Genomic DNA, 23,923 nt, shown 5'->3' on the forward strand with positions numbered 1-23,923 from the left:
CGGCCGCGCCGCGGCCGCGGGTTGCCGCGCCGCCGAAACCGGCCGCAGCACCGCCGCCCGACGCCTTCGCCGAAGCGCCGGAGGAGGTGCCGCCTGTCGCCGAGACCGCACCCGTCGAGCAGAGCGCGCCACCCGCTCCGCCGCAGCCGGCCCCGGCCGCGCCCGCCCGTCCGGCCCAGGCCAACGGCGACGCCATCCCGAGCGACTACGTCAACCAGGTCTATGCGCGCATCAACCGCATCGCCGCCGGGCGCTATCCCAAGGCCGCCGCGCTGCGCCGCCAGGAAGGACGCATCGGCTACACGCTGCAGCTTGCCCCGAGCGGGCAGTTGATCGACTTCCAGCTCGAACCCTCGGGCATCGAGGCCCTGGACCGCGCCGCCGCCGAGGCCCTGCGCGCCGCCGCGCCCTTCCCGCCGCTGCCGGATCTCGGCGCCGGCAGCTACCGGCTGTCGGGGGCGATCGTCTATCGCCTCGGCGGCTGATCCCCACTTCATCCGACACCCACCTCACCCGGCATCAACCCTTCCCAAACCAGAGAGCCCAACCACCATGAGCACAAGCGCATCCACCGCCGACGGCGCGGTCAACATCTCCCTGTCGCCGGTCGACCTGTTCCTGCACGCAGACAGCGTCGGCAAGGGCGTCATCATCCTGCTGCTGCTCGCCTCGGTCGCGAGCTGGGGCGTGATCGTCGAGAAGCTGCTGCGCTTCCGCATCCTGCACCAGCGCGCCCGCAGCTGGCTCGACACCTTCCGCGCAAACCCCTCGCTGCCCGAGCTGGCCGCCAGCCTCGCCCGGCACCCGAAGGACCCGCTCGCCAAGGTTTTCAGGTCGCTGATCAACGAATGGAAGCTGACCCACGACGACGACCTGCACCTCACCCCCTCGGGCCGCGAAAGCCTCAAGGAGCGCCTGATCCGCGTCGGCCAGGTCAGCACCGGCATCGAACTGGAGCACCTGCAGCGCGGCTCGCAGATCCTCGCCACGATCGGCTCGGTCGCGCCCTTCGTCGGCCTGTTCGGCACCGTGTGGGGGATCATGAACGCCTTTCAGGGGATCGCCGCCACCAACAACACCAGCCTCGCGGTGGTCGCGCCAGGCATCGCCGAGGCGTTGTTCGCCACCGCGCTGGGCCTGGCCGCGGCGATTCCCGCGGTCATCGCCTACAACCGCATCGCCGGCGACATCGGCGCCTACGCCAACCGCCTTGGCACGCTGATCGGCGTGGTCGAAGTGCAGCTGTCGCGCCAGCTCGAATCCGGCCGGCCGCTGCCGGACAGCGTGATTTCCGTGCCCGCCGCAGCGCGCGCCGCCACACAGCCGGCTGCCGGTGCCAGACTCGGCACGCAGGGGGCCTGACATGGGCGCGAAACTTCCCGGAGCCAACCCGACCGGCGGCCTGATGACGCCGGTGTCCGAAATCAACGTCACGCCGCTGGTGGACGTGATGCTGGTGCTGCTGATCGTGTTCATGGTCGCGGCGCCGCTGATGGCCAACGGCGTCAAGGTCGACCTGCCCACCAGCAACGCCAAGCCGCTGACCGAGAGCAAACCGCCGATCGCGGTCAGCATCGATGCCGAAGGCAAGGTCTACGTCGACCAGACCGAGGTGAGCGCCGACACCCTCGTGCCGACGCTGCGCGCCGCCACCGAGGGCGACGCCGAGCGCCGCGTGCATGTACGCGGCGACCGCAGCATCGCCTACGGCCGTGTCATCGAGACCATGGGCCTGCTCGGCGACGCCGGCTTCAACAAGGTCGCGCTGGTGTCGGAACAACCCCAACGCAACTGATCCCCCGACGCCCTCCCGCCCGTTCCGGGCGGGAGCAGCGATCCCGAAATCCGATCAAGGAATTGCCATGCATCCGGACCATCCGGCGGACGGCGCTCGCCGTCGATTTCTCGCTCACGGCATCGGCGCCGGCCTCGGCCTGGGCTGCGGCCTGATGCTGCCGCGAACGGCCGCGGCCAGCACGAGCCCCGCCAGCGTCACCCTGCGGGTCGCCTCCTACAAGGGGCAGACGTCCTACTTCTTCGACGACGCCGGCGTCGCCGACACACCCTACAAGGTGGACTACGCCGAGTTCGCGGGCGGCAACCTGATCGTCGAGGCCATCGCCGGCGGCAGCATCGACTACGGCGGCATGAGCGAAATCCCGCCGATCTTCGCCGTCGATGCCAACACGCCACTGCGCATCATCGGCGTGCTGCGCGGCGACGTGAACAACCAGGTGGCGCTGGTACCGAAGGGCTCCCCGATCACCGACCCCGCACAGTTGAAGGGCAAGCGCGTCGGCTACGTGCGCTCCACCACCTCGCATTACTTCCTGCTGCGCCTGCTGCACGACCATGGCCTGGACTGGCGCGACATCGAGCCGATCGCGCTGTCGCCGCAGGACGGCCTGGTCGCTTTCCAGACCGGCCGCCTCGACGCCTGGGTCGTTTACGGACTGGCGGTACAGGTCGTCCAGGCCCAGGGCGCCCGCGTGCTGCGCACCGCGCTCGGCTACCTGTCGGGCAACTACCTCGTCGCCGCCCATGCACGTGCCATCGCCGACCCGGGCCGGCGGGCGGCGATCGCCGACTACCTGCTGCGCGAGCGCGCCGGACTCGAATGGATCAACGACAACCCGCAGGCCTGGGCGCGCAAGATCTCGCGCCTGACCGGCGCGGCCGAAGCGCTCTTCCTCGAACAATTCCGCCAACGCAGCGAGCCCGGCCGCCTGATCGCGGTGAGCGATGCCGCGATCCGCTCGCAGCAGCAGGTCGCCGACACTTTTTTCGAGCACGGTGTGCTCGGCCGCCGCCTCGATGTCGCGCCGCTGTGGAACCGCAGCTTCGACGCGGTGCTGGCATGAACGGAGACGCGACGATGAACCCCGTCCGCCGCACCCTGCTGGGCGCCCTGGGCTATGGCGGCGCACTGCTCGCCCAGCCGGCGCTGGCCGCAGCCGGCCGCAATCCCCAGGCCGCGGCCAGCCGTCCGGCCGAGACCTGGCAGACCGGCAGCGCCGAGCGCCCGCTGCAGCTTGCCAACCTGCTGGAGCTCGAGGAGGCCGCCGCCAAGGTCATTCCCGCCGCCGGATTCGACTACATCGCCGGCGGCGCCGAGGACGAATGGACGCTGCGCGAGAATCGCGCCGCCTTCGGGCGCAAGCAGGTGGCGCAGCGCGTGCTGACCGGCAAGGTGGTGACCGACACCGCCACCACCATCCTCGGCAGCCGTATCGCCATGCCGGTGATCATCGCCCCCATGGGTGGCCACGGCATCGCCCACGTCAGCGCCGAAGCCGGCACCGCGCGCGGCGCGGCGGCAGCGGGCACGCTGCATACGGTCAGCACCGTCGCCACCCTCAGCCTGGAAGAAGCCGCGCAGGCCGCCGACGGCCCGCGCTGGTTCCAGATCTACCTGACGAACGACGACGGCTTCAACGCCGAACTGCTGCAGCGCGCCCGCGCCGCCGGCTACAACGCCATCGTGTTCACCGTGGATGTGCCGGTGGGCGGCAACCGCGACCGCGATCGCCGCAACGGCTTCGTCTATCCGGCCGCCGCCGCACCGCGCAACTTCCTCGATGCGTCCGGCCGGCCGCGCGCCATCGATCGCGGCTTCAAATCCCGGCTCGACGCCGACAGCATCGATTTCGTGAAGCGCCACAGCGGCCTGCCGGTCGTCGTCAAGGGCGTCGCCGCGCCGGATGACGCCCGCCTGGCGCTCGACGCCGGCGCTGCCGGCATCCAGGTATCCAACCACGGCGGCCGGCAGCTCGACGGCACGCCGGCCGCCTTCAGCGTGCTGCCCGCCATCGCCGACGCGGTGCAGGGCCGGGTGCCGCTGATCTTCGACAGCGGCGTGCGCCGCGGCACCGACGTCTTCAAGGCTCTGGCCTCGGGCGCCGACGTCGTCGCCCTCGGCCGGCCGGTGCTCTACGGCCTGGCGCTCGGCGGCTGGCAGGGCGTCCAGTCGGTGCTGCAGCAGATCGAGCGCGAACTGCGCACCGTGATGCAGCTGGCCGGCGCCGCCACCGTGGACGACATCCGCCGCACCGGGCTGATCGGCTGACCCCATCCCCGGACCCGAGCATTTCCCGACCCCGCCCTTCATCCACGTTTCGGAGCTGAACCATGCGCAGTACCCCGACAAGAAACCCCAGGCGACACCGCCCGCTGCTCGGCGCAGCAACCCTGCTCTCCACCACCATCGCCGCCATCCACGCTCCCGCCCATGCGCAGAGCACCAGCATCGGCAACGTGCAGGACGTGGTCGTCACCACCGGCGTGCGCGGCGACCAGCGCACCGTGGCCGACAGCCCGGCACCGATCGAAGTCATCAACAGCGATCAGTTGCTGCGCACCGGCCGCGCCGAACTCGGCGAGGCGATCTCCCGCCTGCTGCCATCCTTCAACTTCAGCACCAACCAGGCAGGCGTAAACTCTCCGGTGCGCGCGGTCAGCAACCGCGGCCTCGGCCCGTCGTACACCCTGGTGCTGGTCAACGGCAAACGCCGCCACAACGGTTCGTTGCTCGCCAACGGCACCGGCGACACCAGCGGCGCCAACCCGGTCGACCTCGACATGATCCCGCTCTCCGCGGTCAGCCACATCGAGGTGCTCAAGGACAGCGCAGCCGCGCAGTACGGCTCGGACGCAGTGGCCGGCGTCATCAACGTGGTGCTCAAGAACACCGACCATGGCGGCCATGTCGGCCTCACCTACGGCAGCCTCTACGACGGCGACGGCGACATCGAGACCTACAAGCTGGAGGGCGACATCGGCTTCGCCCTCGGCCAGGACGGCGGCTTCCTGCATCTGTCGGCCGACGCCCGCCAGCGCGGCATGGCGTGGTGGAACTTCCCGGCGACCAACGGCATTGCCTACGCGCCCGGCAGCAACCCGAAGAACGCCACCTGGAACCGCGACGGCGCGCACAACGGCGACCCCGAGATCGAGGCCTACAACCTGTCCTACAACGCCGAACTGCCGATCGGCGGCGATCTCACGCTGTACTCCTTCGGCACCCTCGGCCAGCGCGATACCCGCAGCGGCAACAATCTCCGCCGGCCCAACAGCCTGGCCAACATCAACCAGATCTTCCCCGACGGCTACTACGCCATCAACAACGCCGAAGAGGTCGATTACCAGTTCGTGGCCGGCGCCAAGGGCCTGGCTTCAGGCTGGCACTGGGACCTGAGCACGTCCTACGCCAGGAACCGGGCCAAGCAGTTCAGCGAGCTGAGTCTCAACCCCTCGCTCGGACCGGATTCGCCGACGCGTTTCGATGATCTCGCCACCTACCAGTTCGAACAGTGGGTGACCAACGCCGACTTCACCCGCGCGCTCGACTTCGGCACCCGCAAGCCGGTGCAGTTGTCATGGGGCCTGGAGCACCGCCACGAGCGCTTCACGACCGAGGCGGGCGATCCGCTCGGCTACCTCAATGGCGGCTACATCTTCCGGCCCGGCGACCAGCCGGGCGACCCCAACGTCGGCCAGCCGGCCGCGGTCGGCGCCCAGGCGGGCGTGGCGCTGTCGCCTGCGGACGAGGCCGACGTCACCCGCCGTGTCTTCGCCGGCTACGCGGACATCGGCTTCTATCCGACCGAGCAGTGGTTCGTCGATCTCGCGGTACGCGCCGAGCACTACAGCGACAGCACCGGCAACACTCTCGGCGGCAAGATCAACTCGCGCTACGACTTCAATCCGGTGTTCGCCATCCGCGGCACCGTGGGCACCGGCTTCCGCGCGCCTTCCCTGCCCCAGATCGGCTACAGCCAGACCGACAACCGCACCAACATCAACGCCACCGGCGTGGTCGTGCCCAGCCTGTCCAAGCTGCTGCTCAACGATTCCTCGCTCGCCCGCGCCCTCGGCGCCGAGGACCTCGATCCGGAACGCTCGACGAACATCGGCCTGGGCTTCGTGCTGACGCCGTCGAGGGACGTGAACATCACCGTCGACGCCTATCAGGTCGAGGTCAAGGACCGCATCGCCCGTTCCGGTTACCTGTACGGCCCGGCGCTGGCGCCGCTGCTGCAGGCCCACGGCCTGACCGGCACCGAATGGGTGAACTACTTCGCCAACGCGGTCGACACCCGCAGCCGCGGCGTGGATATCGTCGGCGACGTCACCACCGACCACGGCAAGTACGGCGTCGTGCGCTGGAACGCGGCCTTCAACTGGAACGAGACCGAGATCACCAAGATCAAGTCCTCGCCCGGCCAGCTCACCGGCCTGGGCGCCAACCCCGGCGGCAACCTGGTGTGGTTCGGCCGCGCGGCGCAAAGCTCGCTCACGGTGGAAAAGCCGAAGACCAAGCTGATCCTGTCGGCGCGCTGGCTGATCGACGCCTTCGACGTCACCCTGCAGACGACCCGCCACGGCGCCTACAAATGGCAGTTATCGGAGAACCCGGCGCAGGACTCCAGCTACGGCGCCAAGTGGATCACCGACCTCGACGTCACCTACGCCTTCCAGAACGGTTTCAAGGTCTCGGTCGGCGCCAACAACCTGTTCGACGTCCGCCCGGACAAGAACGGCCCGGGCGACGCCAACGGCGGCACCGCGTTCTTCCTGTACGGGCCGTCGCCGTTCGCGCCGAGCGGCGGCTTCTACTACCTGAAAGCGGCCTACGACTTCTGAGCTGCCCCAGCCGCCACCGGCACTGCCGCCGGTGGCGCGCCCCCGGATGCACATTTACGGAGCCCCCGCCATGCACAGCCTCCGCCGCTGGAACGCCTTGCTTTTCGCCGCCCTTGCCGCACTCGCCATGCCCGGTCTCGCCGGCTGCGAGCGCGCGGCCGCGCCGGGCGCGGCAGACGCCGGCACCGCACCCGTCACCCTGGTGCTCGGCGACCAGGTACGGATGACACGCGCCCTGGTCGAAGCCTCCGGCGCCTTCGACGGCATTCCCTACCAGGTCGAATGGGCCAACTTCCAGGGTGCGGCACCGCTGTTCGAGGCGCTCAAGGCGGGCGCCGTCGATACCGCGCCCGCCGGCGACAGCCCGACCCTGGCCGCCGCCGCAGCCGGCACCCCCTTCCGCATCGTCGCAGTCGCGACATCGTCCCCGCGCGGCGTCGGCATCGTGGTGCCCGCCGGTTCCGCGCTGCGCAGCATCGCCGACCTCGACGGCCAGGAGCTGGTGGTGTCGTCCGCGCGCGGCAGCATCGCCCACTACCTGGCGCTCGGCGCGCTGAAGGAAGCAGGCGTGCCGGCGGAGCGCACCACGCTCAGCTACCTGCAGCCGGTCGATGCGCTGACGGCGTTCAAATCCGGCCATATCCAGGCCTGGGCCACCTTCGACCCCTATCTCGCATCGGCCGAACTGAGCGGCGCGCGCGTGCTGCGCGACGGCGAGGGCATCAATAGCGGCGACGGCTACCTGGCGGTATCCGAGCGCGCGCTCGCGGACCCGGCCAAGCGCGCCGCGCTGGCCGACGTGGTCCGGCGCCTCGCGCGCGCGCAGGAGTGGCGCAACGCCAACATCGCCGCCTACACGGGGCTCTACGCCCGCATCACCGGACTGGCGCCCGACATCGCCGAACGCGTGATCGGGCGCGGCCATACCGGCCTGCAGCCGGTCACGCCGGCCGCCATCGACCGGCTGCGGCGCGTCGCCGACGTCTATGCCGCCGAGAGACTGCTGGCGCGGGACATCGACGTCGCCAGGCTGTTCGATACCCGCCTCTTTCCTGCCACCGTGGAGCCATGACGGCGCCACGTCCCCCCGACTTCCGGAGAACAACCCCATGACTGATCTCGCCACTCCCGTTCCAGCCTCGCCCCCCGCGGGCAAGCGCTCGCTGCGCCTGCCCTGGCACCCCTCGCTCAACCGCCTGGTGAGTCCGCTGGTGCTGGTGCTGCTGTGGGAACTCGCTTCCCGCCAGGGTCTGATTCCGCCGCATGTGATCGGCGCTCCCTCGTCCATCGCCGACGCGCTCGCCGGCCTGGTCTCGTCCGGCGACCTCGGCCGCCACTTCCTGGTATCGCTGCAGCGCGCCTTCAGCGGCCTGGCCATCGGCCTGGCGATCGGCATCTCGGCCGCGCTCGCCGCCGGACTGTCACGCGTCGGCGACCTCGCCGTCGATCCACCGATGCAGATGCTGCGCACGCTGCCCTTCCTCGGCGTGATCCCGCTCTTCATCGTCTGGTTCGGCATCGGCGAGGTCACCAAGATCGCGCTCATCGCGCTGGCGACCAAGACCCCGGTCTATCTCACGCTCTACGGCGGCATCCGCGGCGTCGACACCAAGCTGGTGGAAGCCGCCAACACGCTTGGCCTGAACCGCGCCGAGCTGATCCTGCACGTGATCCTGCCCGGCGCACTGCCCGCCTTCTTCGTCGGCCTGCGCTACGCCCTCGGCATCTCGCTGCTGGCGCTGGTGGCGGTCGAACAGATCAACGCCACGGCCGGCATCGGCTACCTGATCAACGAAGCGCGCGACTTCATGCGCACCGACGTGATCGTGGTCTGCCTGCTGATCTATTGCGCGCTCGGCCTGGTCACCGATGCGCTGGTGCGTCTCCTCGAACGCCATGCGCTGGCCTGGCGCCCGTCCATCGTCGGCGCCTGATGGCCGCCGGCGCCCCTCCCACCCAAGAACCCTGAAACACACGATAGACGAACGGAGCCCCCACATGAGCATCCTCACCCTTTCCGGCAGCCCTTCCGCGACCTCCAGGAGCCACCGCATCCTGCAGCACATTGCCGCCGAACTGCGCGCAGGCGGCGAACGGGTCGACAGCCTCGCGATACGCGATCTGCCCCCCGCGGCGCTGTGTGCCGCCGACACCAAGGACCCGGCGATCGCCGACGCCATCGGCCGCGTCGCCGGAGCACGCGCGGTGATCATCGGCACGCCGGTATACAAGGCGGCCTATTCCGGCCTGCTCAAGACTTTCCTCGACCTGCTGCCGCAGGACGGACTGGCCGGCAAGACCGTCCTGCCGCTGGCCACCGGCGGCAGCCTCGCCCACACCCTGGCGCTGGACTACGGCCTGAAACCTGTGCTGGCGGCGCTCGGCGCCCACCATCTGCTGTCCAGCATCTACGTCATCGACGCCCAGGCAAGGGTCGAAGGCGAAGGACTGGCGCTCGACGCCGCGATCGAGCAGCGCATCGGCGAGGGCCTGCTCCGCCTGCGGGAAACGCTATCGGCGCGAGAGCGCGCCAGCGCGACGCGGACACCGGCCCCTGCCTCGAGCGGCGGCCGCGAGCCCCTCGCCGCCCCCCTCACCGCCTGACCCGCCAGACCTCCCCGCGGCCTGCCGTGCCGCCTTCCACCATGCGGGCGAATCTCCTAGGGCTCGCCCGCTTCATGTCGACGCCCCATGTCCCACCTGTTCCGCGCCCCGTCCACCTCCGAGCAATTGTTCCGCTACGGCGAGCGCTACAAATGGTGGCTGCTCGGCGCCATCACCATCGGCAACCTGGTCGCGGCGCTGTCGATGACCAGCTTCTACGTCGCCGGCCCGGCGCTGATGGCGCAGTTCGGCGTCGGCCAGGACGAGGTGCAGTGGGCCTACACGGGCTATCTTCTGGCCACCGCGGTATCGATGCTCAGTTCGGCCTGGCTGATCGAGCGCGTCGGCCTGCGGCGCTGCTATCTCGGCGCGGTGGCGGCGATGGCGCTGGCCAGCCTGTGTGGCGCCCTCAGCCCCAGCCTTCCGATACTGGTCGCGGCGCGCATGATGCTCGGCTTCGCCGGCGGCATGCTGCTGCCGATGGGCAGCATCGTGACCCTGGAGTGGTTCGCCCCCGCCATCCAGGGGCGCGTCTCCGGCCTGCAGGGCATGGTCATGGTACTGGCGCCGGCCGTGGCGCCCGCACTCGGCGGCCTGCTGATCGACCATTTCGGCTGGCAGGCGATCTTCCTGATGAACCTGCCCTGCTGCGTCCTGGCCATCGCCGCCGGCCTGAGCCTGCTGCCCGCCACCGTGGCGGCACGCACGGCCCCACCGCTGGATGGACGCGGCCTCGCGCTGCTCACCGCCGTCACCACCGGCGCCCTCGTCGTCGTCGAATCCCTGCCGGCCTTGTCGCTGCCCGGCAGCCTCACCGTCGGCGCCGGGTTGACGGCGCTGTGCTTCCACATGCGCCGCAGCGCAGCGCCGCTGTTCTCGCCGGGCTTGTTCCGCTTCCCGCCGCTGCTGTGGGGCTGCGTGGTCGGCTTCACCAGCGGTTGCTGCCTGTTCGCCTCGACCTACCTGGTGCCGGTGTTCCTGCAGGATTCGCTCGGCTACAGCGCCACGGCGGCCGGCGCGGTGCTGGTGCCGGCCGGCCTGATGCTGGCGCTGGCGCTGCCACTCGGCGGCTGGCTGTGCGACCGCCACGACCTCAGCCACGTCACCGTCGCCGGCCTGCTGCTCTTCGCCGCCCCGTTTCTATCGCTCTGGCTGGCGGTCCGCACCGGGTCCATCGGCCCCCTGCAGGTCGTGCTCGCGCTGGCCGGCGCGCGGCTGGGGCTCGGCCTGCTGCTGCCCGCGCCCAACCTCGGCGCCCTGCGCGGCATGCACGGGCGGGTGCTGGCGCAGTCGTCGATGCTGTTCCACTACGCCCGGCAGATGGGGGGCGTGCTCGGCGTGGCGGCCGTCGCCGCTTTCGTCCATGCGCGCAGCGGCACGGCGCCGGCCGGCACGGCATACGGCGAAGCCTTTCTCGCGATTTCGATACTCGCCCTGGCCACCATCATCCCCGCCTTGCGGATCCGCAGGACAGCCCTGCCGCTGGCGCTGCGGCCGCCTGCCGAGGCGCCAGACGAATAACCAATTTGGACATATATAGATATATGTTTTATTCGTTTGTGTAATATTTATTGGGCTTTATCATGCCGGTAACCGTCGGTCCGGCAGCAAACAGGCTTCTATCGGCTCCGACGCTCCTCCACTTCCGTCATCAAGGATGAACGCTATGAGCTTGGAATTCATCGGTTTCATCGGCCCGCAGGAAAGTAGCGAATCGCTGGCGCCGCGCGGCCCCAACATCGATCTGGGGTTCATCAAGGCCTTTGCCCAAACCCAGGAATACGGCGGCTTCGACAAGGCCTTGCTGGCGGTGAGCACCGCCTCCGCCGACTCCTTCGCGCTCGCCGCCTACGCCGCCGCCGTCACCGAGCGCCTCGGCCTGCTGGTGGCCCACCGCCCCGGGTTCCAGGCCCCGACCTTCGCCGCCCGCCAGTTCGCCACGCTCGACCAGCTCAGCAGGGGCCGCGCCGCGATCAACGTCATCACCGGCGGCGACGGCGGCGACCTGCAGCGCGACGGCGACTTTCTGCCCCACGACGAACGCTATGCCCGCAGCGACGAATACCTGGAGGTGTTCAAGAAGGTCTGGACCAGCGACACGCCCTTCGACCACCAGGGCAGGCACTACCGTATCGAGGACAATCACACCCAGGTCAAGCCGGTGCAGTCGCCGCACCCGCCGATCTATTTCTCCGGCGCCTCGGACGCTGCGGTGCAGGTCGCCGCCCGGCACGCCGATGTGTACATGATGTGGGGCGAACCCCTGGCGCAGATCCGCGAGCGCATCGCCCGGGTGCGCAGCGCCGCCGCGGCCCACGGCCGCGACAGGCATCTGCGTTTCAGCCTGTCGCTGCGCCCCATCCTCGGCGCCACCGAGGAAGAAGCCTGGGCGCGCGCGGACCGCATCCTCGCCGACGCCAAGGCGCTGCTCGGCCCGGACGGCGCGGCGAAGTTCCGCAGCCACAGCGCCAATGTCGGCTCCGACCGGCTGGTGAGCATCGCGCGCGAATCGCGTGTGCACGACAAGCGCCTGTGGACCGAGATCGCCGCGCTGACCGGCGCCGCCGGCAACTCGACCTCGCTCGTCGGCACGCCCGACCAGGTCGCCGAGGCGGTGGCCGAGTATTACGAGCTCGGCGTCAGCACCTTCCTCTTCCGTGGCTTCGAGCCGCTGCGCGACGCGGCCGAGTACGGCCAGGAGCTGCTGCCGCGCATCCGCGCGCTGGTCGCCGCGCGCAAGGCCGCCGGACTGCGCAAGGTGGGCTGAACGCCCCGCCGGCGGCCGGAGCCGGCCGCCTCCCTTTTCCGTTTTTCCATCGACCGCCACACCGGCCGCGCGCTGCGCCGCGCGGCCGCGGCAAACATCCCGACTCCGACAAGATCACGACCATGCCCCAATCCCAACCCCGCTTGCTCCGCCTCGCCTTCCTCGTCCAGGGACTTTTCCTCGCCGGTGCCGGCGGCCACGCCGCCGCCGAGACGACCTCGCTCGGCAAGGTCGGCGACGTCGTCGTCACCACCGGCATCCGCGGCATCGAGCGCACCGTCGCCGACAGTCCCGCCCCCATCGACGTCGTGTCCGGCGACACGCTCCGCCAGTCCGGCAATTCCGACCTCAAGGAAGTCCTCAACCGCCTGCTGCCCTCGTTCAACCTGCCGGCCATGAACGGCGGCGGCACGTCCTACATCTCACGCGCGGTGACAATGCGCGGCCTGCCCGGCGACCAGGTGCTGGTGCTGGTGAACGGCAAGCGCCGCCACAACACGGCGCTGATCAACAACCTCGCGCGCGTGGCATCGGGCAGCGTGCCCACCGATCTCGACCTGATCCCGCTGAGCGCGGTCGAGCGCATCGAGGTCCTGCGCGACGGCGCCGCCGCCCAGTACGGCTCCGACGCCATCGCCGGCGTCATCAACATCATCCTCAAGCGCAGCGACAACGGCGTCACGTCGGAAACAACGATCGGCCAGAACTACGAGCGCGACGGCGAGACCTTCCAGCAGGCGCTCGACGGCGGCTTCGCACTGGGCAGCGATGGCGGCTTCCTGCATTGGGCGCTGAACTACAAGACCAACCAGCCCTCGGCACGCGGCCAGGACGCGCCCGGCCAGCTCTACCATGCGCTGCCGGACGGATCGCCCGACCCGCGCGAGGCCACCGCCGACCGCAAGGCCTGGGGCGGCCCCTATGGCCAGGGCGAGATCGACATCGTGAACACCGCCTACAACGCCGAGTTGCCGCTGGCCAACGGCGTCACGCTCTATTCGTTCTCGACGCTGTCCTACCGCCATGCGCTGAAGAACACCGGCAGCTTCCTGCCGACCAGCATCAATGCGCTGCCCGAGCTCTATCCGGACGGGATCACCGCCTACCGCGTCATCGACGAGACCGACTTCCAGGTCGCAGCCGGCGCGCGCGGCGAGACCGCCGGCTGGCACTGGGACCTGAGCTCCACCTACGGCCGCGACCGCACGAAGCTGAACGCACGCAAGACGCTCAACGCCTCGCTCGGCCCCGCCAGCCCGACCTCCTTCCACCTGACCACGCACATCTTCGAGCAGTGGACAAACAATGCCGACGTGACGCGCCAGTTCGACCTCGGCCTGGCCAAGCCGCTGCAGGTCTCGTTCGGTGCCGAACACCGCTACGAGCGCTTCCAGATCAAGGCCGGCGAGCCCGACGCCTACACCATCGGCGACTATGTCATCCCGAGCGGCCCCTATGCCGGACGGCGCCCCAACCCCGGGCTGGTGTCCTACAACGGCACTTCGCCGGCCGAGGCCGGCTCGATCAGCCGCGACAGCTACGCCGCCTATGCCGACATCGGCGCAGACATCACGCAGCGCTGGTACCTCGGCGCCGCACTGCGGGCCGAGCACTACACCGACAGCGCCGGCGACACCGTCAGCGGCAAGCTGAGCAGCCGCTACGTCCTCGCCCCCGGACTCGCCATCCGAGGCACGGTGAACAACGGTTTCCGCGCCCCGTCGCTCGCGCAGAGCATCTACGCGTCGAACACGGTGGGCTATCTCGTGCTTCCCGATGGCAGCTATGAGCAGCTCCCGCAGAAGGTGCTGCCGGTGGGCTCGCCGGAAGCGCGCGCGCTGGGCGCGGAGCCCCTCGATCCGGAAAAGTCGCTCAACTACAGCCTGGGCATCACGTTCGAGCCGAACGCGCAGTTCCGCCTGACCGTCGACGCCTATCAGATCAAGGTGCGCGACCGCATCGTGCAGACTGGCCTGCTGCGCGGTCCAACGGTGTCGGCCATCCTCGCGGCGGGCGGCTTCGACCCCAACCTCTCGGCCCAGTACTACACCAATGCGGTCGATACCGTCACCCGCGGCGTCGACCTCGTCAGCGAGTACACGCAGGACCTGGACGAATACGGCCTGGTCAGGTGGGGCCTGGCCTACGCCTGGAACAAGACCAGCATCGACCGCCTGAAGGACACGCCGGCGGTGCTCGGCAACCTGGGCTACGAGCTGTTCGACCGCCAGAAGCGCGGGGAACTCACCGTGGGTACACCCAGGGACAAGGTCATCCTGTCGGCGAACTGGCTAGTGTCCGATTTCGACGTCAACCTGCGCCTGACCCGCTACGGCAAGTATTCGGAGATTTCGACCAGCGCGGTGAACGACCGGACCTACTCGGCGAAGTGGATCACCGACCTCGACATCGCCTATGCGATCACGCCGCAGACCACGCTCGCCATCGGCGCCAACAACCTGTTCGACGTCTATCCGGACAAAAAGGGCATCCCCAGCACCACCGGCACTTTCCAGTACGGCCAGTTCTCGCCCTTCGGCTTCACCGGCGGCTACTACTACGCCCGCCTGACCCACAACTTCTGAGGAGCGCACGATGAGCGAAAACGTCCAGCGCAGCCGCCTGCGCCTGCTTGCCGGCGCAGGCCTGCTGCTCGCAGCACCGCAATTGCACGCAGCGCCGGCACGCACCGTGCTGCGGGTCGGGGACGGCCGCGGCATGATGCGCGCCATGCTCGAGGGCGCCGGCGTGCTCGACGGGCTGCCGTACACCCTGGAATGGGCGGATTTCCCGGCGGCCGCGCCGCTGCTGGAAGCGCTTTCGGCCAACTCGATCGACCTCGGCGGCACCGGCGACGCCCCGCTGCTGTTCGCGGTCGCGGCCGGCGCCCGCATCAGGGCCGTCCGCGCCACCCAGACCGACCCGTCCAGCATCGCCATCATCGCCCGCGGTGACAGTCCACTCACCGATGCAGCCAGCCTGCGCGGCAAGCGCATCGCGGTGACGCGCGGCTCGATCGGCCACTACCTGGTCGTGGCCGCCCTGCGCCACGCCGGCATCGCCCTGAACGAGGTCACGCTGGTCTACCTGCTGCCGGCCGACGGCAAGGCGGCCTTCAGTTCCAGCGCAGTGGATGCCTGGTCGATCTGGAACCCCTACCTGTTGATCGCGCTGACGCGGGAGAACGCGAAGGTCGTCACCCATGGCGGCAACGGCCTGTGGCCGGGCCTGGGCTACCTCGCCGCGCACGACAAGGCCATCCAGACCAAGGCGGATGCCATCGCCGACTTCCTGCGCCGCAGCCAGCGCGCCCAGGATTGGGCGCTGCAGAACGGCGACGCCTACGCGGCGATGCAGTCCCGCCTCACCGGCCTGCCGGTGGACGTGCTCAAGCAGATGCACGAGGCCACGCGGCCACGCGGCGTTCCGATCGACGAGCGCGTCATCGCCGGCCAGCAGCAGATTGCCGACACCTATTACGCCGCCGGCGTCATCAAGCAGCAGATCGACGTCCGGCCGAGCTTCGACACCCGTTTTTCCATCGTCGACTGACGGCACAACCCTGAGGAACCATCACCATGAGCACTCCCAAGCAGATCAAGCTCGGCTTCGTCCTGTTCGGCGCCGGCCCCGGCTACGACGACTGGCGCCATCCGGATGCGGTGGTCGACGCCAGCACCAACATCGAGCACTACCGACGCCAGGCGCGCGTCGCCGAGGCCGGCAAGTTCGATTTCCTGTTCGTCGCCGACAGCGTGTTCATCACCGAACGCTCCAGCCCGCACTATCTCAATCGCTTCGAACCGCTCACCATCCTGTCGGCGCTGGCCGGCGCCACGTCCCGCATCGGCCTGGTGGGCACACTCACCAGCAGCTACACCGAGCCCTACAACGTCGCCCGCCAGTTCGCCTCGCTGGACCTGATCAGCGGCGGCCGCGCAGGCTGGAACGTCGTGACTTCGTGGCTGAGCGGCACCGCCGCCAACTTCGGCAAGGCCGAGCACCCCCAGCACGAGACGCGCTACCGTCTCGCCGCCGAGCATCTGCACGTCGTACAGGGGCTGTGGGACTCCTACGAGGACGACGCCTTTCCGCGCGACAAGCAGCGCGGCGTCTTTCTCGACCCCGGCAAGCAGCATCAGCTCAATCACAAGGGCGAATTCTTCTCGGTGCGCGGGCCGCTCAACATCAGCCGCTCGCCGCAAGGCCAGCCGGTGATCTTCCAGGCCGGCGCGTCCGAGGAGGGCCGCAACTTCGCCGCCCGGCACGCCGAGGCCTTGTTCGTCGAGGCCGGCACGCTCGAAGCCACCATCGCCTACGCCGAGGACATCCGCCGCCGCGCCACCGCCTTCGGCCGCGCGCCCGACAGCTACGGCCTCTTCCCCGGCCTGCGCACCGTGGTCGCCCCAACCGAGGAGGAAGCGCGCCGCAAGTACAAGGAAGCGCAATCGCTGGTCCGTATCGAAGAGGCGCTCAAGCAGCTCGGCGTCCCCTTCGACGGCTACGATTTCTCGCAACACCCACTCGACGAAGCCTTCCCCGAACTGCCGGCCTCCGCCTATGCCAGCAACCGCAGTGTGTCCGAGCGCATCGCCGGCTTCGCCCGCGACAACAAACTGACCTTGCGCGAGACCGCGCTGCGCAGCGCCAGCCCGCGCGAGGAATTCGTCGGCAGCCCGGTTCAGGTGGCGGACGCCATCCAGCGCTGGTTCGAAAGCGGCGCCATCGCCGGCTTCAACTATGTGGAGTCGCTCCCGCGCCAGCTCGACGCCTTCGTTGAACTGGTGATCCCCATCCTGCAGGAACGCGGCCTCTACAAGCGCGACTACACCGCCACCACGCTGCGCGGCCACCTCGATTTCGCGGTGCCGGAGAACCGCTACACGCTCGCCCGCCGCACCGGCGCGGCGGCCTGACGGCCGGAAGGCGGCTTTCCCCGCCGTACCCGTTTTGCGGCCGCCATCGATACCACAGCGCCCCCGCCGATCAAATGATCAACGGGGGCGCTGTGGTACATCCCTCCGAAACGCCGCCTCGTCCCCGGGGACACCATCACTGCCTCAACTCCACAGATTCGGCACCACGGCACTGGCGTAGCCGGACACGAAAGCCTTCGGCGCGCCAGTCTCGGCGTCGAACACGTGGCGCGAAATACGGCCGATGTTGCCGCCGTACACGTGGATGCTGATCGAAACCTCGTCGGCCAGCGCATTCTCGACGACATGCACGTCGCCGATGCTCGGCGACACCGCCGTCACGCCGCCCGCCCCGAGCACGCCGACGTGGGTCTCGGCATAGCCGCCACCCGGCCGCAGGACGAAGCTGCGCTCGCGCTCCTGGCCGCGCAGCACGCCGACGATGCCCCATACCGTATGGTCATGCAGCGGCGTCTTCTGGCCTGGCCCCCAGACGAAGGACACCACCGAGAAGCGTTCGCGCGGATCGGCGTACAGCAGGTACTGCTGGTAGTACTGGGGATGCGGCTGGGCAAAGGCTTCGGGCAGCCAGTCGTCAGTGGCGACCAGCTTGCCGAGCAGTCCACGGCCCTCGGCCAGGATACGGGGTTCGTCCGCGCCGCTCTCGACCAGCTCGGTGAGCGCAACGACGAATTCGCGCAGGGAATCGGTACTCATCAGAAACTCCTTTGATCTCTTTCGGATGACTCGGGCGGGCAGGCCCCGCGGCACATCGAACCCGCAGAACCGAACGAGCGCGCTCGGCGCCGCCTTCGGGCCGGCAATAGAAATTAATTCCATTAACGCATGAAATTAACGATTATTTATACCGAAAAGATATCACTCGATTCCTGCTGGCCAAATACGGATTCATGCAATGCTATGCATGACCTGCCAAGCGGGCTCCACGCCCCGCACAACCCCGTCAGTACGCGGCACAAATGCAGAACGGCCCTTGCGGGCCGTTCTTGCTGGAGCGTCGATCGAGGGTGTCAATTCCGCCGGTTCAGCTCATCTGCGCTGCGTTGCAGGAAGATCGTGCTCAGGCTGGACGCAGCGCAGACCAGCCAGAAGCCGAGGAAGCCTATCGAATAGGTCGCCAGTTCGCTGTAATGAACCGGCTGCCCGAAAAGGTAGAGCTGCTGCGGATCGATCACGGTAAAAAAGACTGCTTCTGCCGCTGCTGCCACCAGGAACGAAGGCCATAGCACCTGTATCCATTTCAGCATCGCATGTCTCCTCTGCCATGAGGAACTCAGACACCGCCCTCAATGGCCGGTTCCCGCCTTTCTCTCGTCTTCGTCCATGTGGCGCCTGGCAAAACGCCAGAGATAAATCGCCATGCCGATGATGAAAAAAATCGTAAACAGGCTGAGCAGCCCGATATCGCTACCAAGCAGAAGTTCCCAAGCCATGGTACACCTCCATTCAACACAGACGGGTTAAGAACCGGATGGATCAATCCTGATTTCCGTCTCTGTCGGGAGGTATGCGGCCCCGTTCATGCGCCAGCTGCGGGACTCGTCTTCTAGCAGGAACAACCAGCGCCCCGTGCTCAGGGGGGCCAGCGCCGTCTGGTAAACGCCGCCGGAACCTTCGATCAGCACTTCCTGATCCATTCCGTCGCGCGTGGGATGCGAAACCGTGAGAAAGATTCTTTCCGGCAGGTTTGTCACGTCGAGCGCGTCGAGCTCGATCCGGATCGAATCACTTCGCACCACGAGATGGGCCTTCAGGCCCAGTTCGCGGGCGTGCTCGGCGCGCCCCATCGTTTGCACGATGGCCCGCCCTTCCTTGTAGTAGTCGTCAACCACCATGCCGTCGAAGGTGCGGGCCGCGATCACGAAGGTGATGATGCCCGCAACGACTGCGATTGCGGGAAAGCTGATCAGGAACCAGGGCCAGCCCTGCTTGTACCATGGTGGCTGCGTCTTGTCGGTCGGGGTCGTATTCATCTCATCTCGGAATAAGGAAGGTCGTTTCCTCTTCGAGGCTCAGGCTGGGATCGTCTTCCGCGGAAATCTGGAAGGTGATCGCGTTCGCTCCCGGCTTGCCCTCATCGTAGGGGACGAGAACCTGGGTCGTGAGCGAATAGGTCGCGGCCGGCGCGACCTCGACCTGCTGCGCGGTACCGATCCTGATGCCGGGCAGGCCCGAGACCTCGATACGGAAGCTGCGTGGATCCTCGGTCATGTTCATGACCTGCAGGTTATATACGTTCTCGATCATACCGCCTTCGATCTCACGCCCGAGCGAGGAGCGGTCGCGGATTACGTCGACCCGGAGCGGGTCGCGGCCCGCGAGCGAAAACACGAAGCCCATGCACATGGCCACGAGCACGAAACCATAGACCAGCGTGCGCGGCCGGAAAACGTGCCCGATGATCTCCTTCCGCCCCCACCCCTTCTTCAACGCATTTTCGGTCGAATAGCGGATGAGGCCCTTCGGGTAGTTCATCTTGTCCATCACCTGGTCACAGGCGTCGATACAGGCGGCACAGCCGATGCACTCGTACTGCAGACCCTGGCGGATGTCGATCCCGGTCGGACAGACCTGAACGCAGATGCCGCAGTCGATACAGTCGCCCTTGCCGACCGTCTTGGGGTCGAGCCCTTTCTTGCGCGTGCCGCGCGGTTCGCCGCGTCCTTCGTCGTAGGTGATGACCAGGGTGTCAGGGTCGAACATCACCGCCTGGAAGCGGGCATAGGGACACATGTACTTGCACACCTGCTCCCGCATCACGCCCGCGAACAGGTAGGTGAAACCGCCGTAGAAGAGGATCCAGAACAGTTCCCAAGGCCCGAAGGAGAAGCGGGGCACGGACGCCAGCAATTCCTTCAACGGCGAGAAATAGGCAACGAAAGTGAAACCCGTCCACAGAGCCACCAGCCCCCAGACCAGGAACTTCGCGCCCCGGCGCAGCAGCTTGGCACCACTCATCGGCGCGTTGTCGAGCTTCTGGCGCTTGTTGTGGTCGCCCTCGATCTTCTGCTCGATCCACATGAAGATCTCGGTGTAGACCGTCTGCGGACAGGCGTAGCCACACCAGAGGCGGCCTGCTATGGCCGTGAAGAAGAACAGCGCGTAGGCGGAAACGATCAGCAGGAGGGCAAGGAACACCACGTCCTGGGGCCAGAACACCCAGCCAAAGATATAGAACTTGCGTTCGGTGAGGTGGAACAGGACGGCCTGGCGGTCATTCCAGCTCAGCCATGGCAGCCCGTAGAAGACGATCTGCGTGAACCACACCAGCGCCCAGCGCCAGTTGGCAAACAGACCGGTGACTGCGCGCACATACAGTTTCTTGCGCGACTCGTAGAGGGTATCGCTCGATTGGGGAGAATGCGAAGGTTTTGCCGCTTGCTTCGGCTGTGGGGATGGGCTGCTCATGGCCTCTTTACCGATGGATTTTTGTTCTTGTTTTATTGATGACCCCGGGAGGACCCCCTCCTCCCGGGATGGAACTGCCTTTACAGCATAAAACGCATTACTTCTTGCTCAGGCTCAGCACGTAGGCCGTCAGCAGGTGCACCTTGTCTTCGCCGAGGAACTCGCCAAAGGCCGGCATCTGGTTGGTACGGCCATGGGTGATGGTCTCGATGATAGTCGCTTCGGACGAACCATACAGCCACGACTTGTTGGTCAGGTTGGGCGCGCCCAGCAACGGGTTGCCGGTGGCGTCTGCGCCGTGGCAGGCGACGCAGTTGGTCTCGAAGCCTTCCTTGCCGCGCTGGGCGCGCAGCGAGTCATGCGCCAGACCGGACAGCGAACGCACGTAGTTGGCGACGTCCTTGACGCCTTCCGCCCCGAGCACGGGACCGAAGGGAGTCATCACGCCCATGCGCCCGCCCGTGATCGTGGCCTTGATCGTCTCGGGATCGCCACCCCACAGCCATTCGTCATCGGTCAGGTTGGGGAAGCTCTTCGCGCCCTGCGCCGCAGAACCATGGCATTGGGCACAGTAGGTCAGGAACATGCGCTTGCCCATCGCGTTCGCTTCCGGATCCGCCGCCACAGCCAGCACGTCCATGTCACGGTACTTGGCGAAGATCGGACCGTATTTTTCTTCGGCCTGCGCCATTTCGGTGCCGTACTGGGACAGTTGCCCGCGGTGCGCGTTCTTGTCACCGAACCCCGGGTAGATCGCCAGATACACGATGGCAAAGAAGATCGTGATCCAGAACAGGTACATCCACCAGCGCGGCAGCGGGTTGTTGTACTCGGCGAGCGTCTCGTCCCACACGTGGCCGTGCAACTCGACCGGTCCCTTCTCGCGCTTGGTCATGTTCGACACCAGCACGAACACGCAGAACAGGATGGAGAGGGTCACGAGGACCATCACATACATGTTCCAGAAACCGCTGATAAAGTCAGCCATTTGCTTTTCCCTCTTGGTCTTGCCGGCCACGAGAGGCCGGCAGGTCGTCATCGCTCAGGGGCAGGCGCGCCGCTTCATCGAACCCCGCCTTCGCGTGCTTGCTGTATGCCCAGACGACGATGCCCAGGAAACACAGGAAAGCCAGGACGGTGATCAGGCTTCTAAGATCATTGATATCCACGACGCGCTCCAACCCTTATTTAAAGTCCGAAATCGCAGTGCCCAGACCCTGCAGGTACGCAACGATGGCGTCCAGCTCGGTCTTGCCCTCGAGGGCGGCAGGCGCGGCAGCGATCTCTTCCTCGCTGTACTTGTGCAGTCCCACCTTGTTGAGCGCACGCATCTTCAGCTGGATGTCGTCGGCCTTGACCGGACGATCGAGCCAGGGGAAGGCAGGCATGTTCGACTCGGGCACCACGTCGCGCGGATTGAGCAGGTGCACACGCTGCCATTCGTCGGAATAGCGGCCTCCGACGCGAGCCAGGTCGGGACCGGTACGCTTGGAGCCCCACTGGAACGGATGGTCGTAGATGAATTCGCCCGCGACCGAATAGTGGCCGTAGCGCTCGGTTTCGGCGCGGAACGGACGAATCATCTGCGAGTGACAGTTGTAGCAGCCTTCGCGGATATAGATGTCGCGGCCGACCAGCCGGACCGGATCGTAGGGCTTGACGTCGAGGGCGTTGCCCTTCTGGTCGATCGCCGTCGTCGTCGAGTGCTGGAAGAACAGCGGAACGATTTCGACAAGGCCGCCCACGCTGACGGTCATCAGCGTGAGGACGATCATGAGGAATACGTTGCGCTCGATTTTCTCGTGTTTCGATTGAGCCATGTTTGTCGTTCTCCGATCAGGCGTGGGCAGCCGCGGGCGTGAGCACGGGCGCCTCGTAAGCCTTCTGTCCGGCAATGGTCTTCACCATGTTGTAGAACATGATCAGCATGCCGATGAGGAACAATGCACCACCGACGAAGCGGATGGTCCAGAACGGATAGCTGGCCTTGACGCTCTCCACGAACGAGTAGGTCAGCGTGCCGTCGGCATTGGTCGCGCGCCACATCAGGCCCTGCATCACACCGGAGATCCACATCGAGGCGATGTAGAGCACGATGCCGATGGTGGCGATCCAGAAGTGCGCGTTGATCAGCTTGACGCTGTACATCTCGGTCTTGCCATACATGCGCGGCAGCAGGAAGTAGATCGAGCCGATCGAGATCATGGCGACCCAGCCCAGGGCGCCGGAGTGCACGTGGCCGACGGTCCAGTCGGTGTAGTGCGACAGCGCATTCACGGTCTTGATCGACATCATCGGACCTTCGAAGGTCGACATGCCGTAGAACGACAGCGCGGTGATGAGGAACTTCAGGATCGGGTCCGTACGCAGCTTGTGCCAGGCGCCCGACAGGGTCATCACGCCGTTGATCATGCCGCCCCAGGACGGTGCCAGCAGAATCAGCGAGAACACCATGCCGACGGACTGGGTCCAGTCGGGCAGCGCGGTGTAGTGCAGGTGGTGCGGGCCGGCCCACATGTAAGTGAAGATCAGGGCCCAGAAGTGCACCACGGACAGGCGGTACGAGTACACCGGACGGTCGGCCTGCTTCGGCACGAAGTAGTACATCATGCCCAGGAAGCCGGCGGTCAGGAAGAAGCCCACCGCATTGTGGCCGTACCACCATTGAACCATCGCGTCCTGCACGCCGGCGTAGGCGGAGTAGGACTTCATGCTGGTGAACGAGATGGGGATCGCGGCACTATTGACGATGTGCAGCAGCGCGACGGTCAGGATGAAACCGCCGAAGAACCAGTTGGCGACATAGATGTGCGAAACCTTGCGCTTGGCAATGGTCCCGAAGAACACGATCGCGTAGGACACCCACACGACGGCGATCAGGATGTCGATCGGCCATTCGAGCTCGGCGTATTCCTTCGACGTCGTGTAGCCGAGCGGCAGCGTGATCGCGGCCAGAACGATGACCAGTTGCCAGCCCCAGAACGTGAACGCGGCCAGCCCTGGCGCGAACAGCCTGGTATGACAGGTTCGCTGTACCACGTAGTACGACGTGGCGAACAACGCGCAACCGCCAAACGCGAAGATCACGGCATTGGTATGCAGCGGACGGAGCCTGCCGAAATGCAGGAATTCGTGAACGTTCAGTTCAGGCCACACGAGCTGTGCTGCGGCGATGACACCGACCAGCATGCCCACGATGCCCCACACCACCGTCATGATGGAGAACTGGCGCACGACTTTATAGTTATAAGTCGCTTGCGATTGCATGTGAGTCACCTCTTAGTTGAAAACCCCTTTTTGAGCCACGCCACCCGACCCGATACGCACTTCCCGGCGACGCCGGCACGAAGGATACGCGGGGGTCGGAACCTCAATTTGATACAGATCAACATTGTATTGCAGTGCGAGAACGGTAGGAAGCCGACCGACGGACTCAAACCCGCCTCAAGACATTCTTTTGCCGGCGGGCAAGCCCCTCGCAGGCAAAAAAAAAGGGTGCGAATCAACGCACCCCCAACCCCAACAGAGAGACAAAAAACCGGCTTTGAAGCCACCGCCCCGCGGT

23 protein-coding genes are annotated in these 23,923 nt (G+C 67.1%); 14 read left to right on the forward strand and 9 right to left on the reverse strand.

Going from position 1 to position 23,923, the window contains the following annotated elements:
* From C666_RS05960 to C666_RS06025, 14 genes are all read left to right on the forward strand, one after another.
* Nucleotides 1-485, forward strand: a 485-nt coding sequence (locus tag C666_RS05960; protein WP_004335438.1) for a TonB family protein, incomplete at its 5' end; no start/stop codon positions are given.
* Nucleotides 486-552: 67 nt separating this feature from the next.
* Nucleotides 553-1,362, forward strand: coding sequence for a MotA/TolQ/ExbB proton channel family protein (locus tag C666_RS05965; protein WP_004335439.1), 810 nt, complete (start codon nt 553-555; stop codon nt 1,360-1,362).
* Nucleotide 1,363: 1 nt separating this feature from the next.
* Nucleotides 1,364-1,795 carry a protein TolR gene (gene tolR / locus C666_RS05970; protein WP_004335440.1) on the forward strand — a complete coding sequence of 144 codons (432 nt, stop codon included), beginning with the start codon at nt 1,364-1,366 and terminating at the stop codon, nt 1,793-1,795.
* 67 nt (nt 1,796-1,862) lie between these two features.
* Nucleotides 1,863-2,861 carry an ABC transporter substrate-binding protein gene (locus tag C666_RS05975; protein ID WP_004335441.1) on the forward strand — a complete coding sequence of 333 codons (999 nt, stop codon included), beginning with the start codon at nt 1,863-1,865 and terminating at the stop codon, nt 2,859-2,861.
* Between the two features lie 14 nt (nt 2,862-2,875).
* Nucleotides 2,876-4,066: an alpha-hydroxy-acid oxidizing protein gene (locus tag C666_RS05980; protein ID WP_004335442.1), complete on the forward strand. Its 1,191-nt coding sequence runs from the start codon at nt 2,876-2,878 to the stop codon at nt 4,064-4,066.
* 62 nt (nt 4,067-4,128) lie between these two features.
* Entirely contained in the window at nt 4,129-6,642 is a 2,514-nt protein-coding gene (locus C666_RS05985; protein WP_004335443.1) for a TonB-dependent receptor plug domain-containing protein, read from the forward strand.
* A 70-nt stretch (nt 6,643-6,712) separates the two neighbouring features.
* On the forward strand, nt 6,713-7,714 hold the full coding sequence (locus C666_RS05990) for an ABC transporter substrate-binding protein (RefSeq protein WP_004335444.1): 1,002 nt from the start codon (nt 6,713-6,715) through the stop codon (nt 7,712-7,714).
* 37 nt (nt 7,715-7,751) lie between these two features.
* A complete protein-coding gene (locus tag C666_RS05995) occupies nt 7,752-8,576 on the forward strand; it encodes an ABC transporter permease (protein ID WP_004335445.1) in 825 nt (274 codons plus the stop codon).
* A gap of 64 nt (nt 8,577-8,640) precedes the next feature.
* On the forward strand, nt 8,641-9,246 hold the full coding sequence (ssuE, locus tag C666_RS06000) for an NADPH-dependent FMN reductase (RefSeq protein ID WP_004335446.1): 606 nt from the start codon (nt 8,641-8,643) through the stop codon (nt 9,244-9,246).
* A gap of 87 nt (nt 9,247-9,333) precedes the next feature.
* The gene (locus C666_RS06005) at nt 9,334-10,767 is read left to right on the forward strand and encodes an MFS transporter (protein ID WP_004335447.1); all 1,434 of its coding nucleotides are present in this window, start codon (nt 9,334-9,336) and stop codon (nt 10,765-10,767) included.
* Between the two features lie 145 nt (nt 10,768-10,912).
* Nucleotides 10,913-12,013 carry an LLM class flavin-dependent oxidoreductase gene (locus C666_RS06010; protein WP_004335448.1) on the forward strand — a complete coding sequence of 367 codons (1,101 nt, stop codon included), beginning with the start codon at nt 10,913-10,915 and terminating at the stop codon, nt 12,011-12,013.
* A gap of 122 nt (nt 12,014-12,135) precedes the next feature.
* Nucleotides 12,136-14,598, forward strand: coding sequence for a TonB-dependent receptor plug domain-containing protein (locus tag C666_RS06015; protein WP_004335449.1), 2,463 nt, complete (start codon nt 12,136-12,138; stop codon nt 14,596-14,598).
* A gap of 10 nt (nt 14,599-14,608) precedes the next feature.
* Complete coding sequence (locus C666_RS06020) at nt 14,609-15,565, forward strand: ABC transporter substrate-binding protein (RefSeq protein ID WP_004335450.1); 957 nt, start codon at nt 14,609-14,611, stop codon at nt 15,563-15,565.
* Nucleotides 15,566-15,591: 26 nt separating this feature from the next.
* The gene (locus C666_RS06025; RefSeq protein ID WP_004335451.1) at nt 15,592-16,929 is read left to right on the forward strand and encodes an LLM class flavin-dependent oxidoreductase; all 1,338 of its coding nucleotides are present in this window, start codon (nt 15,592-15,594) and stop codon (nt 16,927-16,929) included.
* A 144-nt stretch (nt 16,930-17,073) separates the two neighbouring features.
* Here C666_RS06025 and C666_RS06030 read toward each other — a convergent pair whose 3' ends face one another.
* From C666_RS06030 to ccoN, 9 genes are all read right to left on the reverse strand, one after another.
* Entirely contained in the window at nt 17,074-17,646 is a 573-nt protein-coding gene (locus C666_RS06030) for a cysteine dioxygenase family protein (protein ID WP_004335452.1), read from the reverse strand.
* Nucleotides 17,647-17,960: 314 nt separating this feature from the next.
* Nucleotides 17,961-18,197: a hypothetical protein gene (locus C666_RS06035; RefSeq protein ID WP_004335453.1), complete on the reverse strand. Its 237-nt coding sequence runs from the start codon at nt 18,195-18,197 to the stop codon at nt 17,961-17,963.
* Nucleotides 18,198-18,236: 39 nt separating this feature from the next.
* Nucleotides 18,237-18,383: a DUF3149 domain-containing protein gene (locus tag C666_RS19675; RefSeq protein ID WP_004335454.1), complete on the reverse strand. Its 147-nt coding sequence runs from the start codon at nt 18,381-18,383 to the stop codon at nt 18,237-18,239.
* Between the two features lie 27 nt (nt 18,384-18,410).
* Nucleotides 18,411-18,923 (reverse strand): FixH family protein, encoded by a 513-nt coding sequence (locus tag C666_RS06040; protein WP_004335456.1) that lies wholly within the window; start codon nt 18,921-18,923, stop codon nt 18,411-18,413.
* A 1-nt stretch (nt 18,924) separates the two neighbouring features.
* Nucleotides 18,925-20,358 carry a cytochrome c oxidase accessory protein CcoG gene (gene ccoG / locus C666_RS06045; RefSeq protein WP_028792340.1) on the reverse strand — a complete coding sequence of 478 codons (1,434 nt, stop codon included), beginning with the start codon at nt 20,356-20,358 and terminating at the stop codon, nt 18,925-18,927.
* 97 nt (nt 20,359-20,455) lie between these two features.
* Entirely contained in the window at nt 20,456-21,346 is an 891-nt protein-coding gene (ccoP, locus tag C666_RS06050) for a cytochrome-c oxidase, cbb3-type subunit III (protein WP_004335461.1), read from the reverse strand.
* Complete coding sequence (locus tag C666_RS06055; protein ID WP_004335463.1) at nt 21,339-21,527, reverse strand: CcoQ/FixQ family Cbb3-type cytochrome c oxidase assembly chaperone; 189 nt, start codon at nt 21,525-21,527, stop codon at nt 21,339-21,341. Before C666_RS06055 ends, ccoP begins: the two co-directional genes overlap by 8 nt.
* A 15-nt stretch (nt 21,528-21,542) precedes the next feature.
* Complete coding sequence (ccoO, locus tag C666_RS06060; protein ID WP_004335466.1) at nt 21,543-22,178, reverse strand: cytochrome-c oxidase, cbb3-type subunit II; 636 nt, start codon at nt 22,176-22,178, stop codon at nt 21,543-21,545.
* Nucleotides 22,179-22,194: 16 nt separating this feature from the next.
* On the reverse strand, nt 22,195-23,625 hold the full coding sequence (gene ccoN / locus C666_RS06065) for a cytochrome-c oxidase, cbb3-type subunit I (protein ID WP_004335469.1): 1,431 nt from the start codon (nt 23,623-23,625) through the stop codon (nt 22,195-22,197).
* Nucleotides 23,626-23,923: the final 298 nt, after the last annotated feature.

The organism is Thauera linaloolentis 47Lol = DSM 12138 (genome assembly GCF_000310205.1).
In the GTDB taxonomy this organism is placed as follows: domain Bacteria; phylum Pseudomonadota; class Gammaproteobacteria; order Burkholderiales; family Rhodocyclaceae; genus Thauera; species Thauera linaloolentis.

Excerpts from the sequence above, each read along its gene's own strand:
- C666_RS05965 (WP_004335439.1), top strand. The coding sequence starts at position 553 with ATGAGCACAAGCGCATCCACCGCCGACGGCGCGGTCAACATCTCCCTG.
- tolR (WP_004335440.1), top strand. The coding sequence starts at position 1,364 with ATGGGCGCGAAACTTCCCGGAGCCAACCCGACCGGCGGCCTGATGACG.
- C666_RS05975 (WP_004335441.1), top strand. The coding sequence starts at position 1,863 with ATGCATCCGGACCATCCGGCGGACGGCGCTCGCCGTCGATTTCTCGCT.
- C666_RS05980 (WP_004335442.1), top strand. The coding sequence starts at position 2,876 with ATGAACCCCGTCCGCCGCACCCTGCTGGGCGCCCTGGGCTATGGCGGC.
- C666_RS05985 (WP_004335443.1), top strand. The coding sequence starts at position 4,129 with ATGCGCAGTACCCCGACAAGAAACCCCAGGCGACACCGCCCGCTGCTC.
- C666_RS05990 (WP_004335444.1), top strand. The coding sequence starts at position 6,713 with ATGCACAGCCTCCGCCGCTGGAACGCCTTGCTTTTCGCCGCCCTTGCC.
- C666_RS05995 (WP_004335445.1), top strand. The coding sequence starts at position 7,752 with ATGACTGATCTCGCCACTCCCGTTCCAGCCTCGCCCCCCGCGGGCAAG.
- ssuE (WP_004335446.1), top strand. The coding sequence starts at position 8,641 with ATGAGCATCCTCACCCTTTCCGGCAGCCCTTCCGCGACCTCCAGGAGC.
- C666_RS06005 (WP_004335447.1), top strand. The coding sequence starts at position 9,334 with ATGTCCCACCTGTTCCGCGCCCCGTCCACCTCCGAGCAATTGTTCCGC.
- C666_RS06010 (WP_004335448.1), top strand. The coding sequence starts at position 10,913 with ATGAGCTTGGAATTCATCGGTTTCATCGGCCCGCAGGAAAGTAGCGAA.
- C666_RS06015 (WP_004335449.1), top strand. The coding sequence starts at position 12,136 with ATGCCCCAATCCCAACCCCGCTTGCTCCGCCTCGCCTTCCTCGTCCAG.
- C666_RS06020 (WP_004335450.1), top strand. The coding sequence starts at position 14,609 with ATGAGCGAAAACGTCCAGCGCAGCCGCCTGCGCCTGCTTGCCGGCGCA.
- C666_RS06025 (WP_004335451.1), top strand. The coding sequence starts at position 15,592 with ATGAGCACTCCCAAGCAGATCAAGCTCGGCTTCGTCCTGTTCGGCGCC.
- C666_RS06030 (WP_004335452.1), bottom strand. The coding sequence starts at position 17,646 with ATGAGTACCGATTCCCTGCGCGAATTCGTCGTTGCGCTCACCGAGCTG.
- C666_RS06035 (WP_004335453.1), bottom strand. The coding sequence starts at position 18,197 with ATGCTGAAATGGATACAGGTGCTATGGCCTTCGTTCCTGGTGGCAGCA.
- C666_RS19675 (WP_004335454.1), bottom strand. The coding sequence starts at position 18,383 with ATGGCTTGGGAACTTCTGCTTGGTAGCGATATCGGGCTGCTCAGCCTG.
- C666_RS06040 (WP_004335456.1), bottom strand. The coding sequence starts at position 18,923 with ATGAATACGACCCCGACCGACAAGACGCAGCCACCATGGTACAAGCAG.
- ccoG (WP_028792340.1), bottom strand. The coding sequence starts at position 20,358 with ATGAGCAGCCCATCCCCACAGCCGAAGCAAGCGGCAAAACCTTCGCAT.
- ccoP (WP_004335461.1), bottom strand. The coding sequence starts at position 21,346 with ATGGCTGACTTTATCAGCGGTTTCTGGAACATGTATGTGATGGTCCTC.
- ccoO (WP_004335466.1), bottom strand. The coding sequence starts at position 22,178 with ATGGCTCAATCGAAACACGAGAAAATCGAGCGCAACGTATTCCTCATG.
- ccoN (WP_004335469.1), bottom strand. The coding sequence starts at position 23,625 with ATGCAATCGCAAGCGACTTATAACTATAAAGTCGTGCGCCAGTTCTCC.